At 58.8% G+C, this 16,041-nt stretch carries 10 protein-coding genes and 3 pseudogenes; 9 read left to right on the top strand and 4 right to left on the bottom strand.

What is annotated here, in order from left to right:
• Together IPP88_19755 and IPP88_19750 are read left to right on the top strand one after the other, a co-directional pair.
• Positions 1-673, top strand: a pseudogene (locus IPP88_19755) (acetate kinase).
• Between the two features lie 258 nt (positions 674-931).
• Positions 932-2,930 (top strand): annotated as a pseudogene (locus tag IPP88_19750) (malonate decarboxylase subunit alpha).
• Between the two features lie 116 nt (positions 2,931-3,046).
• Here IPP88_19750 and IPP88_19745 read toward each other — a convergent pair.
• A pseudogene (locus IPP88_19745) lies at positions 3,047-6,003 on the bottom strand (class I SAM-dependent DNA methyltransferase).
• 423 nt (positions 6,004-6,426) lie between these two features.
• Here IPP88_19745 and IPP88_19740 point away from each other — a divergent pair.
• Both IPP88_19740 and IPP88_19735 read left to right on the top strand, forming a co-directional pair.
• Entirely contained in the window at positions 6,427-7,959 is a 1,533-nt protein-coding gene (locus IPP88_19740) for an acyl-CoA carboxylase subunit beta (GenBank protein ID MBL0124849.1), read from the top strand.
• Positions 7,960-8,026: 67 nt separating this feature from the next.
• The gene (locus IPP88_19735) at positions 8,027-10,087 is read left to right on the top strand and encodes an acetyl/propionyl/methylcrotonyl-CoA carboxylase subunit alpha (protein ID MBL0124848.1); all 2,061 of its coding nucleotides are present in this window, start codon (positions 8,027-8,029) and stop codon (positions 10,085-10,087) included.
• Between the two features lie 138 nt (positions 10,088-10,225).
• On the opposite strand, the gene IPP88_19730 is transcribed toward IPP88_19735, so the two are convergent.
• A complete protein-coding gene (locus IPP88_19730) occupies positions 10,226-10,498 on the bottom strand; it encodes a hypothetical protein (GenBank protein MBL0124847.1) in 273 nt (90 codons plus the stop codon).
• Positions 10,499-10,659: 161 nt separating this feature from the next.
• Between IPP88_19730 and IPP88_19725 the strand changes: the two genes are divergently transcribed.
• Positions 10,660-11,652, top strand: a complete 993-nt coding sequence (locus IPP88_19725; GenBank protein ID MBL0124846.1) for an SLAC1 anion channel family protein — start codon at positions 10,660-10,662, stop codon at positions 11,650-11,652.
• A 19-nt stretch (positions 11,653-11,671) separates the two neighbouring features.
• Here IPP88_19725 and IPP88_19720 read toward each other — a convergent pair whose 3' ends face one another.
• Together IPP88_19720 and IPP88_19715 are read right to left on the bottom strand one after the other, a co-directional pair.
• A complete protein-coding gene (locus IPP88_19720) occupies positions 11,672-12,934 on the bottom strand; it encodes a HAMP domain-containing protein (protein ID MBL0124845.1) in 1,263 nt (420 codons plus the stop codon).
• Positions 12,935-12,996: 62 nt separating this feature from the next.
• Positions 12,997-13,716, bottom strand: a complete 720-nt coding sequence (locus tag IPP88_19715; GenBank protein ID MBL0124844.1) for a response regulator — start codon at positions 13,714-13,716, stop codon at positions 12,997-12,999.
• A gap of 126 nt (positions 13,717-13,842) precedes the next feature.
• Between IPP88_19715 and IPP88_19710 the strand changes: the two genes are divergently transcribed.
• The 4 genes from IPP88_19710 (at position 13,843) to IPP88_19695 (ending at position 15,944) form a co-directional block, all read left to right on the top strand.
• Positions 13,843-14,235: a hypothetical protein gene (locus IPP88_19710; GenBank protein ID MBL0124843.1), complete on the top strand. Its 393-nt coding sequence runs from the start codon at positions 13,843-13,845 to the stop codon at positions 14,233-14,235.
• Between the two features lie 31 nt (positions 14,236-14,266).
• On the top strand, positions 14,267-14,590 hold the full coding sequence (locus IPP88_19705) for a hypothetical protein (protein MBL0124842.1): 324 nt from the start codon (positions 14,267-14,269) through the stop codon (positions 14,588-14,590).
• 108 nt (positions 14,591-14,698) lie between these two features.
• Positions 14,699-15,427: a DUF2202 domain-containing protein gene (locus tag IPP88_19700; GenBank protein ID MBL0124841.1), complete on the top strand. Its 729-nt coding sequence runs from the start codon at positions 14,699-14,701 to the stop codon at positions 15,425-15,427.
• A gap of 121 nt (positions 15,428-15,548) precedes the next feature.
• The gene (locus IPP88_19695; GenBank protein MBL0124840.1) at positions 15,549-15,944 is read left to right on the top strand and encodes a hypothetical protein; all 396 of its coding nucleotides are present in this window, start codon (positions 15,549-15,551) and stop codon (positions 15,942-15,944) included.
• Positions 15,945-16,041 lie beyond the last annotated feature (97 nt).

The raw sequence follows: 16,041 nt of genomic DNA, 5'->3' as shown, positions 1-16,041 counted from the left end.
TGATTTCGGTCGCGCCGCCGCACCAGCCACATAACCTGCAGGGTATCCGGGCGTTTCAAAATGCGTTTCCCTCCATCACGCAGGTAGCGTGCTTTGATAATACGCTTTCCATGCCACGCTGCTCGAGGTGGATTACGGCTTCGCCTTACCGCAATCGTTGGTCGGGCAGAGGCGTGCGCCGCTATGGCTTTCATGGACTATCGCGTCAGTACATCATGGGGTGCCGCGGGTGATCGCAGCCCATTGCCGGAGGCGCGCCCTGATGTCGCATCTGGGCAATGGGGCCAGTTTCCAGTGCTCCGCCCGCGAAGGTCGCAGCCAGAAGACAACAATGGGTTTCTCCGCGCTTGATGGCCTGATGATGGGCACGCGCACCGGTTCACTCGATGCCGGAGTTCTGCTCTATTTGCTGGAGCAAGGCTGGGACCATGACCGGCTGCAAAACCTGCTTTACAAACAGAGTGGCTTGCTTGGCGTGTCAGGAATTTCGGCGGATATGCGTCAACTGCGTGCGGATGGCAGTGCGGCGGCGCAACGGGCGATCGACATGTTCACCTACCGCGTGGTGCGCGAATCCGGCGCCCTGACCGCCTGCCTGGGTGGGCTCGACGTGCTGGCCTTCAGTGGTGGTATCGGCGAGCATGATGCCGTGCTTCGCGCCGAAGCTTGGTGATCGTCTGGCATGGCTCGGCCTTTGTGGTGGATCCTGCGTTGAACCAATTAGCCACGGGTAGCGAAGTGATGGCGGCTCACGGGCACGATAGCCGCGTGGAAATTTGGGTGGTACCCACCGATGAGGGCTGTCGCCGCGCGGTGAGGCACGGTTGATCCGATCGTGAATCAAGTATTTGACGGTAGTATTGGGTAAACGTTGCCTCAACATTGCCGCTTGGGAACCGATCCGTTCCGCAATCACTAACGAGGAATCAGCATGCCTCTGTCCCGTCATCCACTTGCCGCCTCGCTGCGGGCCTCCGATACCGGCAAGGTCGTTAGCGCGCGCGAAGCGGTACGCCTGATTCGCGATGGTGACACCGTCGCCACCAGTGGTTTCGTGGGCATTGGATTTGCTGAAAATATTGCCGTTGCGCTTGAAGAAACTTATTTCCTGAAAGCGAGGGCGCGGACCTGCAAGGTCTCGGCAGTCCGGGCAACGACGCTGGTCTGGCCGCCGCTTACCAGGGGATGGCAAGGATCGCGCCCCAATCATCTGGGCCATGAGGACTGGTTGGCCGCGTAACGGCGGGCACTGGGGCCCCAGTGCCGAAGCTCCAGCAACCGCGGTCGCCAATCGCATCGAGGCCTACAACCTGCCGCAGGGCGTCATCACGCACCTGTTCCGCGACATCGCCGCCGGCAAGCCCGGGACATCGACGCGGGTCGGACTCGGCACCTTTGTCGATCCGCGTTTCGGCGGCGGCAAGTTGAATGAGCGGACGACGGTCGAGCTGGTCCGGCTGATGGAAATTGACGGCGAGGAATATCTTTTCTACAAGGCGCTGCCGATCCACGTTGGCATTATTCGCGGAACCACCGCCGACCCCGACGGCAACATCACGATGGAAAAAGAGGCGCTGACGCTTGAAGCAAGGTGCCATCGCGATGGCTGCGCACAATTCCGGCGGCATCGTCATCGCGCAAGTGGAACGCATCGCTGAACGCGGCACGCTGAATGCGCGGCAGGTCAAGGTTCCGGGCATCCTGGTCAATTGCGTGGTGGTCGCCGAAAAGCCTGAATACCACATGCAGACCTTCATTGAACAATACAGTCCTGCGTTCTCCGGCGAGTTGCGTGCACCGATGTCGGTAATTCCGCCGCTGCCGATGAACGAGCGCAAAATCATCGCCCGGCGCGCGGCAGCACTGAACTCTACGCCAACGCGGTGGTGAATCTCGGTACCGGCATGCCGGAAGGCATTGCCGCGGTTGGGGCGGGAGGAGAAAGTCACCGACCTGCTAACGATGACGACCGAGCCGGGAACCATAGGGCGGAATACCGGCGTGGCGGCCCCATTTCGGCGCGGCGATGAATACCCAGCGATCATCGACCAGCCCAGCCAGTTTGATTTACGACGGTGGCGACCGGGACATTGTGTTTCTCGGTCTCGCGCAAGCGGACCGTCAAGGCAACCCCAATGTCGAGGTTTGTCCTGCGTGCAGGCGCGGGAGGATTTATCAATATCAGCCAGAACGCGCGGAAGGTGGTCTTTGTTGGCACCTTCACGGCAGGCAATCTGGAAATCGCGGTTCGCGACGGCCAATTGGCGATCCTCAACGACGGCCGCGCGCAGAAGTTTGTCGAGGAAGTCGAGCACCGCACATTCAGCGGCCCGGAGGCATTGCGCCGTGGCACCACGGTACTCTACGTGACCGAGCGCTGTGTATTCCGGCTTTGTCCCGATGGGCTCGAATTGATCGAGATTGCGTCGGGCATTGATCTCGAACGCGACATCATTTCCCGCATGGCGTTCAAGCCGGTCATGAACGCGCCGCCAGTGCTGATGGACGAACGCATCTTTGCCGATGGCCCAATGAACCTGCGACCCGATTTACTCGAATTGCCGTTTGAGGAACGCCTGGCATTTGATCCGGACGGAAATCTGTTCTTCGTCAATTTTGAAGGGCTTTCCGTGCAAAACAACGCCGATATTGAACGAATTCGCCAGGCAGTCGAGGCAACGCTGGAAACGGTCGGGCACAAGGTCTATGCCGTGGTTAACTATGATCGCTTCAGCATCGCCACGGAGCTGATTGACGATTACATCCGCATGGTCAAGGGGCTGATGGAAAAATACTACCTTGATGTGACGCGCTACACGTCGAGCACTTTCCTCAGGTTGAAGCTCGGGGAAGCGTTGTCCCGACGCAACGTCGCGCCGCACTTGTATGCAAGCGTGGGGGAGGCGCAGGCGCATTTGGGGGAGGGGTGAACAAGGAGACTTTTCCCTCGGAAAACTGGTGCAAAGTCTTTATCCCGCGCGGTTTTCCGGCCGAAAGCGGCTGGAAATGCCCGCCAATGCTGGTGTTTCGTTTATTGGCGGGCAATTTATCGCCGCGCTGCCCGCTCCAGATTCAACTTCAGCAACCGCCGCAGAATTTCCTCGTCCGGCATCTCCGGCGTGTAGTCGTCCCAGCCGTAGGCGCGGGCGACGGCGGCATCGAGTGTGCGGTGCGCGTCGGTGAGCCATTGCACTTCACCTTTTTGTTTGGCGTTGTAGAGATTGGTGAGCGTGCGTTCCTTGATGGCTTTGGCGTATTCGGGTTTGGGGATGATGCGGTCCGGATAGCCGGCCACGACTTCGGGCACCACGTCCACCCACTCGGGCGGGTTCAGCCAGTTTTCGCGGAGTTGGTTGAGGCGTTGGGCGGCGGCGGCGATTTCACTTTCGACTTCGGCGTTTGGTTTGGGGAATGGGAAGGTTTGGAAGCATTGGGTGGGGTTGTAATACGGATCGTTACCCACACCATGACGACCGCCCAGCGCCAAGGTCCATGCTTCATGAATCCGCGACGAGACGATACCGAAGGTCAGGTCATCGTCTTTAGCAATAACAATTAGCTTCTTGTCGGGCAATATGGCTTCGTGGCCCACAAAAAAATTGCGATGCTTAGCCACTTCTCCCGTGACGACATATCGCTTCAGTGGCGCAATCGCCGCACGCATCGCAATACGCGGCTCGCCATGCTTCCACCAATTCTTGCGATACGTCTCGCGATTGTTTTGTTCGCGCTCTGGCTTTACGTGTTCCACGACATAGCGAAAGGGCGCTTCGTAGAGCGCTGCATCGGCTTCACTCATGGTGGTGCCGAAGTCGATGATCCAACCGTCGCGCGTGCGACGGGTCACATCGATGCCGTTCCAGCTCGGCTTCAACACATCGCTATTGGATTTTCCGTGCGGATTCGGCAGCGCCAACCATCCGCGCGCCAAGTCGCCCTCGATATCGAACGCGCCAATTTTGCGAGCCCCGGAAAACTTACGCCCGCATTTTCCTTCAACGGTTTCGCTTGCGTTACATCCAGCGCGCCCGCGCCGGTTTCGCTGCCCGTCAAATCCGCGTTGATGCTCGCCACGCGGCGGCCATCAAGCAATACCGTTCGTGGTGAGCCTGTCGAACCACCCTTTCGACAAGCTCAGGGCGAACGGATGAGAAGCAGACGATGGAGACGCGCACCGCCGCGCCCTCGTTCACCCACTCCTCATCGCTCCATGCATTGTAGATTTCGCCATTCGCGACGATGCGTTCCAGCACCGGACGATTGGTGCGCTGGCGAATGGAGTTGGTCGCGACCAAACCGGCGCGCAGCATTTTCCCGCAGCCGCTTGCGTACTCGACCGCCGACTGCGCTTTCGCAAACCAGTAACACACCAGGTCCGCGCCGCCGGGCACCATCAGTTCGTACATTTCACGCAAGTCTTCCGAGTAGGAATCGCCAAGCTGCTCGCGCATTTTGCTGCCACCCAAAAAGGGCGGATTGCCAATAATCGCATCGACGATGGGCCATTGAGCCATCGTGATCGTCTGCCGACGAATGGGTTCTTCGGCTGCGTCGGGTGGCATCGAATGTCGAGCAGCGCGTCGCGGCACTGAATCTGATCCAGCGTTTTCAGGATCGGCCTTGCTCGGCGCGAAACCCGTGTTTCAGCATCCACTGAATATCGCCGATCCACACGGTCACACGCGCGAGTTCGGCTGCATACGGACTCAGCTCAATACCGTGCATCGATTGCGGGCCGACTTCCGGGAAGCCGCGTTCCAATCCGAGTTCTTCCGCTTCCAGGCCGACGCGCAGTTCGATATCTTTCAATGACTGCAACGCCAGATACAGAAAGTTGCCGCTGCCGCAGGCCGGGTCCAGCACCGTGAAGTTCTTGAGCTTTTCCTTGAAGCCGATGTAGCGTTTGGTGGCGTCTTTGAGCGCGGTGGTGGCTTTGGCTTTCTCCGATGGCTTTTTGCTGTTTTCATATTCGTGTAGCACCGCCATCTGTGCCGCGATCTGTTCTTTCTCAATCCGCCATTCAGCCAGCAGCGGCTCCACGATCACCGGGTTGACGATGCGCATGATCGAGACGGGATCGGTGTAGTGCGCGCCGAGCTGGCTGCGTTTGGCGGGGTCCAGTCCACGTTCGAACAGCGTGCCGAAGATGGAAGGTTCGATGGCGCTCCAGTCGAGCTGCGAAACATTCAGCAGTTTGTCGAGATCGTCGGCGGTCAGCGGCAGCGTGAGATCGTCATCGAACAAGCCGCCGTTGAACCACTGGATGACGTGCTCGCCGAAATCGCCATTGCGTATCGACATGGCGTGAAACAGGTTTTTCAGTTGGCGCTCGAAACGCGGCAGGTCCTTCTGGCCGTTTTTCAGGATGCTGGAAAAGAGATGATTCGGCAGCAGCGGTTCGCTGGCGGGACCATTGGCGTCCTCCGCAAACAGGCAGAAGATGATCTTGTTCAGGAAGTGCGCGACCTGTTGCGGATCATGCCCGCGTTGCTGCATCACCCACGCCAGATCGCCGATCAGTTTGGCGGCCTGCAAGGTGATGGCGGTGCGGGTGCGCTTGGGCTTGAATTCGTTCGGGCTCTCGAATAGCCAGCGCAGATTTTGCAGATTCTCCGGCGTGCCAATGTCGTCGATCGCGATGGTGTGCGTTTCCGACGGCGTGCCGGTGAAATGGGTGTGGATGTCGATGCGCTTGCGGTCGCTCACCACCAGCAGCGGCGGGTTGTCCAGCGCCAGCGCGTAGGTCATCAGTTGCTTTAACGCGGCATCCAGATTGGCGTCGGGCGCTTTGTATTCCCAGGCGAAGTTGTGGCGCTTCCACACATCCGCCCAGCCGCGTCCTGCGCCGGTGCGTTTGGCGCCGCGTTCGAAGCAGTAGTGGTCGGGATCATTCGGTTTCTCGACGCCCAGCAGTTCGCACAGGTCGAGAAAATGCGCCTGCGCCCCGGCGCGCTCGGAGAGCTTGTTGTCTTTCCACTTAAGGATGAAGTCGGCGGGCGTCATAGGGTGCGGGCGGGGTGCGGGAGAGGTGCGGGACGGGTGCGGGAATCATACGATAGCTGGCGGGATTCGCACTAACAATTCGAACACAAGCACTGGAGCGGCGTTCAGACAGAAAGTGCCTGAAAAGGCGCACCAGTGCTTGAGTTCGCCAATGCCAATCGCGACTTAGCGCGCCGGTGTGAAGCAGTGGCCTTGGGTCGATCGCATGAGATTTGCGATAGACTGCCAATGTCGGGTTTGGGAGCTGAATCGGACTTCCGGCCCATCCCGTTTGGACGAATAGTCAATCATTAATCCCACATAAAAAACTAAATTGCGATGTCACGGGACACCGGCTGGTGTCTTCCGCTGCAACGCGATGCAGGCTGCCAGCGCATTGAAGTCGAGCGGCCACAGATTTCATCGCAACTCAGAGAAAAATCCATGCAAGATATCCTGCAAGAACTTGAAAAAAAACGGGCGGCTGCGCGCCTGGGCGGCGGCCAAAAGCGCATTGACGCGCAACACAAGAAGGGCAAGCTGACGGCGCGTGAACGTCTCGAACTGCTGCTGGACGAAGGCACGTTCGAGGAATGGGACATGTTTGTCGAGCACCGCTGCAACGACTTCGGCATGGCTGATAACAAGATTCCAGGCGATGGCGTCGTGACCGGTTACGGCATGATCAACGGCCGCTTGGTATTCGTTTTCAGCCAGGATTTCACCGTCTTCGGCGGCGCGCTGAGCGAAGCCCATGCGGAGAAAATCTGCAAGGTGATGGACCAGGCGATGAATGTTGGCGCGCCGGTGATTGGCCTGAACGATTCGGGCGGCGCGCGCATCCAGGAAGGCGTGGCATCACTCGGCGGCTATGCCGATGTATTCCAGCGCAACGTCATGGCCAGCGGCGTGATTCCGCAGATCAGCATGATCATGGGGCCGTGCGCGGGCGGCGCGGTGTATTCGCCGGCGATGACCGACTTTATCTTCATGGTCAAGGATAGTTCATACATGTTCGTCACCGGCCCAGAAGTGGTGAAGACCGTGACGCACGAGGACGTGACCGCCGAACAACTCGGTGGCGCTATCACCCACACTACGCAAAGCGGCGTGGCCGATCAGGCTTTCGACAACGATGTGGATGCGCTGCTGATGCTGCGCCGCCTGTTCAATTACCTGCCGCTGAACAATCGCGAGAAGGCGCCCACGCGCAAGGGCGGCGATCCCGCGCACCGCATGGACATGAGCCTGGATAGCCTGGTGCCTGACAACCCGAACAAGCCCTACGACATGAAGGAATTGATCGTCAAGGTCGCTGATGATGCGGATTTTTTCGAGCTGCAACCCGACTATGCGCGGAACATCATCATCGGCTTCTGCCGCATGGAAGGGCAGACGGTGGGCATCGTGGCGAACCAGCCGCAGGTGGCGGCGGGTTGCCTGGACATCAAGAGTTCGATCAAGGCGGCGCGCTTTGTGCGCTTCTGTGACGCGTTCAATATTCCCGTGGTTACCTTCGTCGATGTGCCGGGCTTCATGCCGGGGACCAGCCAGGAGTATGGCGGCATCATCAAGCATGGCGCTAAGCTGTTGTACGCGTTCGCGGAGTGCACAGTGCCGAAGATCACGGTGATTACGCGCAAAGCCTACGGTGGAGCTTACGACGTGATGTCGTCCAAGCACCTGCGCGGCGACGTCAACTTTGCCTGGCCCAACGCCGAGATTGCTGTGATGGGCGCCAAGGGCGCGGTGGAAATCATCTTCCGTGAAGACAAGGGCGATCCGGCCAAACTCGCCGCGCGCGAAGCCGAATACAAGGCGCGATTCGCCAACCCGTTTGTGGCCGGCGCGCGAGGCTTCATCGACGACGTCATCCAGCCGCACGAAACGCGCAAACGTATTTGCCGCAGCCTGGTGATGCTGCAGGACAAGAAGTTGGAAAACCCGTGGCGCAAGCACGGCAATATTCCACTTTAGGGTTGAGTGGAGTAGATGGTAATTTCCAAACGCAGGACGATGCTGAAAAACAAGACGGGAAATGCATATGTTTGACAAGATTCTGATTGCCAATCGCGGTGAAATTGCCTGCCGTGTCATCAAGACCGCGCAGAAAATGGGCATCAAGACCGTGGCCGTTTATTCCGACGCGGACCGCGACGCGCGCCATGTGGTGCTGGCCGACGAAGCCGTGCACATCGGCGCCGCGCCGAGCCGCGAAAGCTATTTGCAGGCCGACCGGATCATTGCCGCGTGCAAACAGACCGGCGCACAGGCGGTGCATCCGGGATATGGTTTTCTGAGCGAAAACTCAGGCTTCGCCAAACGGGTCGAAGAGGAGGGGATCATCTTCATCGGGCCCAAACACTATTCGATCGCCGCCATGGGCGACAAGATTGAATCCAAGCGTCTGGCGGGTGCGGCCGGCGTCAACTGCATTCCGGGTGTCAATGATGCGATCGAAACGGCAGAGAAAGCCGTGGAAATTGCCAAAGGCATCGGCTACCCGGTAATGATCAAGGCATCGGCCGGCGGCGGCGGCAAGGGCCTGCGCGTGGCGCACAACGAAAAGGAAGCCTTCGAGGGCTTCACCACCTGCCGCAATGAAGCGCGCAACAGCTTTGGCGACGACCGCGTCTTCATCGAGAAATTTGTTGAGGGACCGCACCACATCGAAATCCAGGTGCTGGGCGATTCTCACGGTAACGTGATTTATCTCAACGAGCGCGAGTGCTCGATCCAGCGGCGGCACCAGAAGGTCATCGAGGAAGCGCCATCGCCATTCATCAGCGATGCCACACGCAAGGCGATGGGTGAACAGGCGGTCGCATTGGCCAAGGCCGTGAAATACCAGAGCGCCGGCACGGTGGAATTCGTTGTCGGCAAGGACCAGAGCTTTTTCTTTCTCGAGATGAACACGCGTCTGCAAGTCGAGCATCCGGTCACCGAATGCATCACAGGGCTGGACCTGGTGGAGCTGATGATTCGCGTGGCGGCCGGAGAGAAATTGCCGCTGACGCAAGCCCAGGTCAAGCGCGATGGCTGGGCCATCGAATGCCGGATCAACGCCGAGGACCCGTTTCGCAATTTCCTGCCGAGTACCGGGCGATTGGTGGGATTTATGCCGCCACATGAAACCATGTTTTCCGCCGACACCGCGCAACTGCACGGCGTGCGCGTCGACACCGGCGTGGTGGAAGGCGGCGAAATACCGATGTTCTACGACTCCATGATCGCCAAGCTGATCGTGCATGGCAAAAACCGGCTCGAAGCCATTGCGAAGATGCGCCTGGCGCTGAATGGTTTCGTCATTCGCGGTGTCTCCAGCAACATTCCCTTCCAGGCGGCATTGCTCGCGCATCCCAAATTTGTAGCAGGTGAATTCAATACCGGCTTCATTGCCGAGCACTATGCCAGCGGGTTTCGTGCGCAGGACGTGCCGCATGATGACCCCGACTTCCTGCTGGCCCTTGCGGCTTGCGTGAATCGGCGATATCGGGAACGTGCCAGCGCCATCAGCGGCCAGCTTAAGGGCCACGAACTGGCCTTGGGTGCGGAGTTCATGGTGGTCACATTGGGGCCGCAAGGTAGCACCGCGCAAACGGCGGTCAGTGTGTCGGATTTCGACGGTAAGACTGGCTCCAGCCTTGTCAAGGTGGGGGCAAAGAGTTATCAGATCTGCAGCACGTCACGCCTCGGTTCGATTCGTTTCAGTGGCACCGTTAACGGCGAGGCGTTTGTTGCGCAGGTGGAACGCGGCGGCTGGGTGGCCGGCGGACGCAATCCGCTGGCGCTGCGTGTGTCCCACGATGGCACGCAAGTTGATGTGCTGGTGCTCTCTCCACGTGCCGCCGAACTGTATGCCTTGATGCCCCACAAGTCGCCGCCGGATATGAGCCGTTTTGTGCTTTCACCGATGCCGGGTTTACTGGCGGAAGTAGCCGTGCAGGTCGGGCAAAAAGTGCAGGCGGGTGAGCGGGTTGCGGTAATCGAGGCGATGAAGATGGAGAACGTATTGTTTGCCGCTGCCGATGGCGTGGTCGGCAAGGTTCTCGCGGTTAAGGGCGACAGCCTGAGCGTTGACCAGCCAATCCTGGAATTTGTCTGAACGCCCAATTTGTGAGGTACCAATTGAGGTTTTGAGTTTTCGCGACACAATTGTGCCGCGCAAGGACGATTCCGGTTTGGCCAATTCCCCGCGCACGCCGCCCCAACGCGATAGCGATTGCGTTTCCTGACTCAATCCTTATGATGACGGGTCCGGTCGCTTGCCGGAAAGGCCGGTCGGACAGTAGACATTTTTTGGCTCCTCGCCGCGCAGGTACTGTCGCTCCTCTTCTTCCGTTGCACGCGCCACTGCCACTAATTGTGCCCGGTCACCATAGAGATCGCGGAGGTGGGCTGCCATGATTTTGTTTACGTCATCATCCGGGCCGAACGCCTTGAACCAGCGTCGTGCCCGACCGTCGTAGCGAAAGTCGATCACCCAGATCGTTGAGGTCTTGAAGTACTCGGTCATGAAGTCCCACCCGCTTGTTTTCAAAGGGTCAAGGTATTGCGCGGCGTTTCGGGCATTTCGTTGCCAAGGGGCCAAGCAGTGCTCGCGTCAGTTACTTGTGAATGAACATTTCGCGGCAGGTTGCTGCGAAAATACAGTTTGTTTGCTCGCGATGTTCCCAAATGACCCATTCGCCCAATAATGAAGCCATCATGAACGAAAATACCGCACGCTTGAAAAATTTCCCAATTTCCTGGTTCGCCATGATCATGGGTCTCGCCGGATTTGCCATCGCGTGGAGCCGGGCTGAACAGATATTCGGATTGGAGTTTTCCGTCAGCCCCGTCCTGCTTGGGCTCAGCGCCACGCTATTTGTATTGGTGGCAGGCCTCTATACCGCCAAGGCAATTAAATACCCGCAGGAGGTGATGGCTGAGTTCAAACATCCGGTCAAACTGGCCTTCGTGCCAACGTTCTCGATTGGGCTGTTGCTGATCGCTACCGCCACGCTGCATGTCGCCCCGGTCGTTTCCTTCTGGCTATGGACGGTAGGTACGGCACTGCACCTGGTCATCACGCTCATTGTGATGTCTTCCTGGATACACCACACCAAGTACGAAATCGCCCACTTGAATCCAGCCTGGTTCATTCCCGTGGTCGGCAATATCCTGGTGCCCATCGCGGGTGTGCATCATGCGCCTGCCGATGTCTCCTGGTTCTTCTTTAGCCTGGGATTGTTTTTCTGGCCGGTGCTCACCGCCGCCATCATCAACCGCCTGATTTTCCATGGCAGCTTGCCCGAGCGTCTCCTGCCCACGCTATTCATATTCATCGCCCCACCCGCGGTCGGTTTCATCTCCTGGTTCAATCTGGTGGGTGAGATTGACGCATTCGGCCGCGTGCTTTACTTTGTCGGCCTGTTTTTCACGCTGCTATTGATGAGTCAGATCAGCTATTTCACCAAGATAAAATTCTTTCTCTCCTGGTGGGCGTATTCCTTTCCCGTCGCGGCCATCACCATCGCCACCCTGGTGATGGCAAAAGCAACGAAACTACCGTTCTATTCGGGATTAGCGGCAGTGTTACTCGCCTTGCTCACGCTAATAATTATCGGCCTGCTGGCGCGTACCTTGCTCGCCGTGGTACGCAAGGAAATCTGCGTGGAAGGGCATTGAGCAGGATTCAGGAGCGCCATCAAACAGCCGGAAGGGTGAGCCACGCTTCCAACCCCCCATCTGTTCGAGGGCCGATTTTGATTTGCCAGCCATAGGTGTCCGCCAGTTGGCGCACTATCGCCAGCCCCAATCCTGCGCCGCCGGTGGTTGGGTTGCGCGAACTCTCGACACGGTGAAACGGCTGGAACACGGCGCACATCTGCTCGGGCGGAATACCTGGCCCGCGATCGAGGACTCCGATGCGGACCCACTTGTCGGTTTTCTCGGCAACCAGTTCAACAGGTTTTCTGCCACCGTAGCGTAGCGCATTGTCCAGCAAGTTGCCGATCACTCGCCGCAATGCCGACGGGGGTGCAAACAGTCGGCAAGGGAACGGCGTTACCCGCACTTGTACCAGGCCGTCGGGCGCGACCGCAGCCATGTCGGCAAGCAGGCCTGGCAAGTCGATCTCCGCGGGCGTTTCACGTTCGATGCCACGCGCCAGATTGAGCACGTGTCCAATCAGCCGGTCCATTTCTTCGATATCATTTTCGAGGCGGGCAATCAGCTTGGGCGTTGGTGTTTCTTCCAATAACGCGAGCGCCAGACGCATGCGTGCCAGCGGTGTGCGCAGATCGTGGGAAACGCCGGCGAGCATTGTGGTGCGGGCCGCGAGCAACTCCCTGACTTGCGTCGCCATTTCATTGAATCGCCGGGCCAGTGTGGCCAATTCCCGCGGTCCGGTTTCCGGCAGCAGAGTAGGGGCTTCGCCGCGACCGACGCGTTCGGCGGCTGCTTCAAGCCTGGCCAGCGATACGACCGATCGGCGTGCCAGCCACAACGCGGCCAGCAGCGCCAGGATCAGCCCGACGATCGAGGAAATTGCGAAGGCGACAAAGGGCTGGGCGCCAATTCTGCGCTGCGGAAATCCGACCGACAGGGTTGACCCACCAGACGGCAATGACCGCCAGTACCAGCCGGTTCCGGCAATGGTTTCGCGCGTCAGATGTTGTACGCGTCCGGTCTTGTCGTTCAGTGCTTCTTCCAGAAAGTAAAGATAGGGAGAGTGCCATTCATCGCTTCCGATACCGGATTGACCGGGCGGTTCCGCGCGTAAGGCCAGTTGGTAGGTGTTGGAAAGCTCCAGTTCAAAATCAACGCGTGTGTCGGGCGGCAATTCGCTCCAGGTTTGAGCCGACAGGATCATCAGATTGGCCAGGTCATCGGCCGAGCGGCGCGCCATCGGCACCATCACAAACACGGCGACGGCAGCGACCGTCACCAGTTCGAAGATGACAAACATGATCGCAAGCGTGACGGCGTTTTGCTGGGCGAGGCTGGCGTGCTTTCGGGTGTGCTTTTTTTTCAAGATTGCTCACCGCGCGGGTTGAACAAGTAGCCCTCACCGCGGATCGTGCGCACGTACGCGGGCTCCGACGGGTTCGTCTCGATTTTTCGGCGCAAACGCACCACCCGGATATCGATGCTGCGATCAAAGGGGTCGCGATCAAAGCCCTTGAGCAACGTCACCAGATCGTCGCGCGACACCACGCGGTTTGGGCGCTCGACCAGCACCCGAAGCAGATCGAACTCCGCGCCAGTCAGATGCATATCCAGTCCGTCGCGGAGTAGCCGGTGCGCGGCCACATCCAGCACGAAGGGCCCGAATTGATTTGCCGGCGAGGAGATTTCCCTTGCCGCGGGCGCGGGTTGACTGCGCCGCAACAGCGCACGCAGCCGGGCAAGCAACTCACGCGGACCAAACGGCTTGGCAAGGTAATCGTCGGCCCCGACTTCAAGGCCGACGATACGATCGATTTCTTCGCCGCGTGCCGACAGCATCAGAATCGGGACGGTCGACTGCGTACGCAGTTCGCGCGCCAGGCTCAATCCATCTTCTCCCGGGAGCATCAGGTCGAGCACGATGACGCCTGGCATTCCCCTGGCCAATGCGCGCCGCATCGCCACGCCGTCACCGACCGCTTCCACGGCAAGCCCGTTGGCGGTCAGGTAGTCCGAAAGCAGTTCGCGCAAGGCGGGATCATCGTCGACAACCAGAACCCGTTCATTGGCCATTGTATTCATAGGGACAGTCTACCGCGACACACCGGTTGATCGGTTACGCCGGAAACAAACTGAAACACAGCGCAACAGGTGGAAGCCATGCGGAAATTTCGCGGAAACGATGGACGTGCAAGATGGCTTCACTGAATGAACGATAGAGAAATGAACACCATGCAACGCTTTCTTCCCTTCACCTTTGGTCTTTTGTTGGCCGTTTCCTTGCCTGCCTTGGCGCAGGAGCAGGAGGGAAGTGCGGTGGAGCCGGCTGTTCCGCTGAATCTCTCATTGCCGCGAGACACTGCCTTGACAGAGGCAAAGCCGGACCGCATTGGCGATGAAGTATCCCGTGTCGATCCGCGCCCGGATGAAGACGTCAAAGCGGCCAATGCAACCAATGCAACCAAGGAAGCGACCCGTAGGCAAGGTGGAAATTGTCAGCGCACAGGGCGCAACGATTGTGGTGCCTTTCCCTACGGTACCGGGTTTGAAGCTCGAAATCGGGGCGCTGCGGGTGGGCGCGGTTTCGGGCGAGGCAGGTAACTTTGTTTAATTTTATTGAAAAGGAATCATCATGAAATCGTTAAGTATGTTTTCTCTCGCCGTAATCGCCACCTTGGCCATGAGTTCCATGGCTTACGCACAAGGACGCGGAGGTCAGGGTGGCGCAAGCGCGTCCGGCACGCAATCACGCATTCATACGCCGGGCACCGGTATCGCAACGGAGACACCGTTGCAGACACGTATTCAAACGCCGTTGGAAACGCGCACGCAGACTCCGCTGCAAACGCGCATTCATCCTCCGGGCACCGGCCTTACCACGCCACCAGCCACTCCCGCCCAAGGCCCGGCATCCACAACCGGACGCGGGATTCATACCCCGGGCACCGGACGGTAATCCGCACGAACTGAATGCCACTTGAAGCAACCGGTTCTTCGGCGTGAGGAAGCCTCATAGCGTCATAGCCTCATCGCCGAAGAGCCACCTAACCAAAGGAAGCAAATCATGAAACTCACAAAGATCGCCGCAATCGTTTTTATCGGGTCAACCATTGCCACGTCAGCAATCGCCCAAAACGGTCCCGGCCCGGGCACAGGCATGGGGCCAGGCGGTAACAAGGGCATGAGCGTCAAAGGCAATCAGGACAATCCGCGCGGCCTCAATTCAACCTACTGCGGCATGGCCCTCGCAAGTTCCTTCGCGACCCTGCCGATCGAGGCGCTGAACAGCACAGAACAGGATTCGATGATCTACATGCGCGAAGAGGAAAAGCTCGCGCACGATGTTTATGTCTATCTGGATACATTGTGGGGCGGCAACGTCTTCGGCAACATTGCCAACAGCGAATCCACCCACACGGAAGCAATGCGGCAGTTGCTGCTGCGTTACAGCTTGCCTGATCCCGCGGCCACCTCGGCGGCGGGTCAATTCCAGAATGCCAATTTGCAGGCGCTGTATACGCACCTCGTCGCGGCGGCAGCGCCATCGCTGGTAGACGCGCTCAAGGTTGGGGCGACCATCGAGGAAGTGGACATCAGGGACATTCAAACCGCGCTGTTGAATGTCGACAACCAGGACATTCGTCTCGTTTATGAAAACCTGCTCAAGGGGTCACGAAACCACTTGCGTGCGTTTGTAAAGAACCTGTTTTGGCAGGATGTGATTTACACCCCGCAGTTCATCAGCCAAACCGACTACGACGCGATCATCAACACGCCGATAGAGCGGAAATGAGATTTACTGCCCACGGCGAATTCAATCAAGAGTCGTGGGCAGGCGATTGTTGTGAACACGACCGGTGACAGCGTTCAGTAAGCGTTTTGCATCGGCGTCAAACTCCACTTCTGACACAAACATGAACAACAAACTCTCTCGATTCATCCCGCCCGGTATCGCCGCTGTCGCCCTCGCGTTTGGCATGGCCACCATTGTCTCCGGCGGACACGTGCTGTTCGGAGACCAAGCGGCGCGTGATGCGGCGGGCAGCTACATGCCTTTTGTCGTCTGGTTCAATTTTCTCGCCGGCTTCGCCTATATTGTTGCGGGGGTGGGCCTCGCGCGCGGGAGTCCGTGGGTGGCACGTCTTTCGCTCGATATCGCCGCCACGACGGCCTTGGTGTTTTTTGTCTTCGCTTTGTTCGTCCTGACGGGCGATCCGTTCGAAATGCGCACCGCCGGTGCAATGACACTGCGCATCACGTTATGGGCAGGCATCGCCTGGTTTGCCTGGCGCCAAGTCGTCAAACCCTAGCACTGGTGCGGTGTCTGGCGATAAAAAGCCTTGAGAGGCGCGCCAGCGCTAGGGTTTGGTATTCCACCCGCGAGAAATTGCGACGCTAGTTCCGTGA

The sequence above is a fragment of the Betaproteobacteria bacterium genome (genome assembly GCA_016720925.1).
Lineage (GTDB): Bacteria > Pseudomonadota > Gammaproteobacteria > Burkholderiales > Usitatibacteraceae > UKL13-2.
This window is presented reverse-complemented; position numbering and strand designations above follow the sequence as displayed.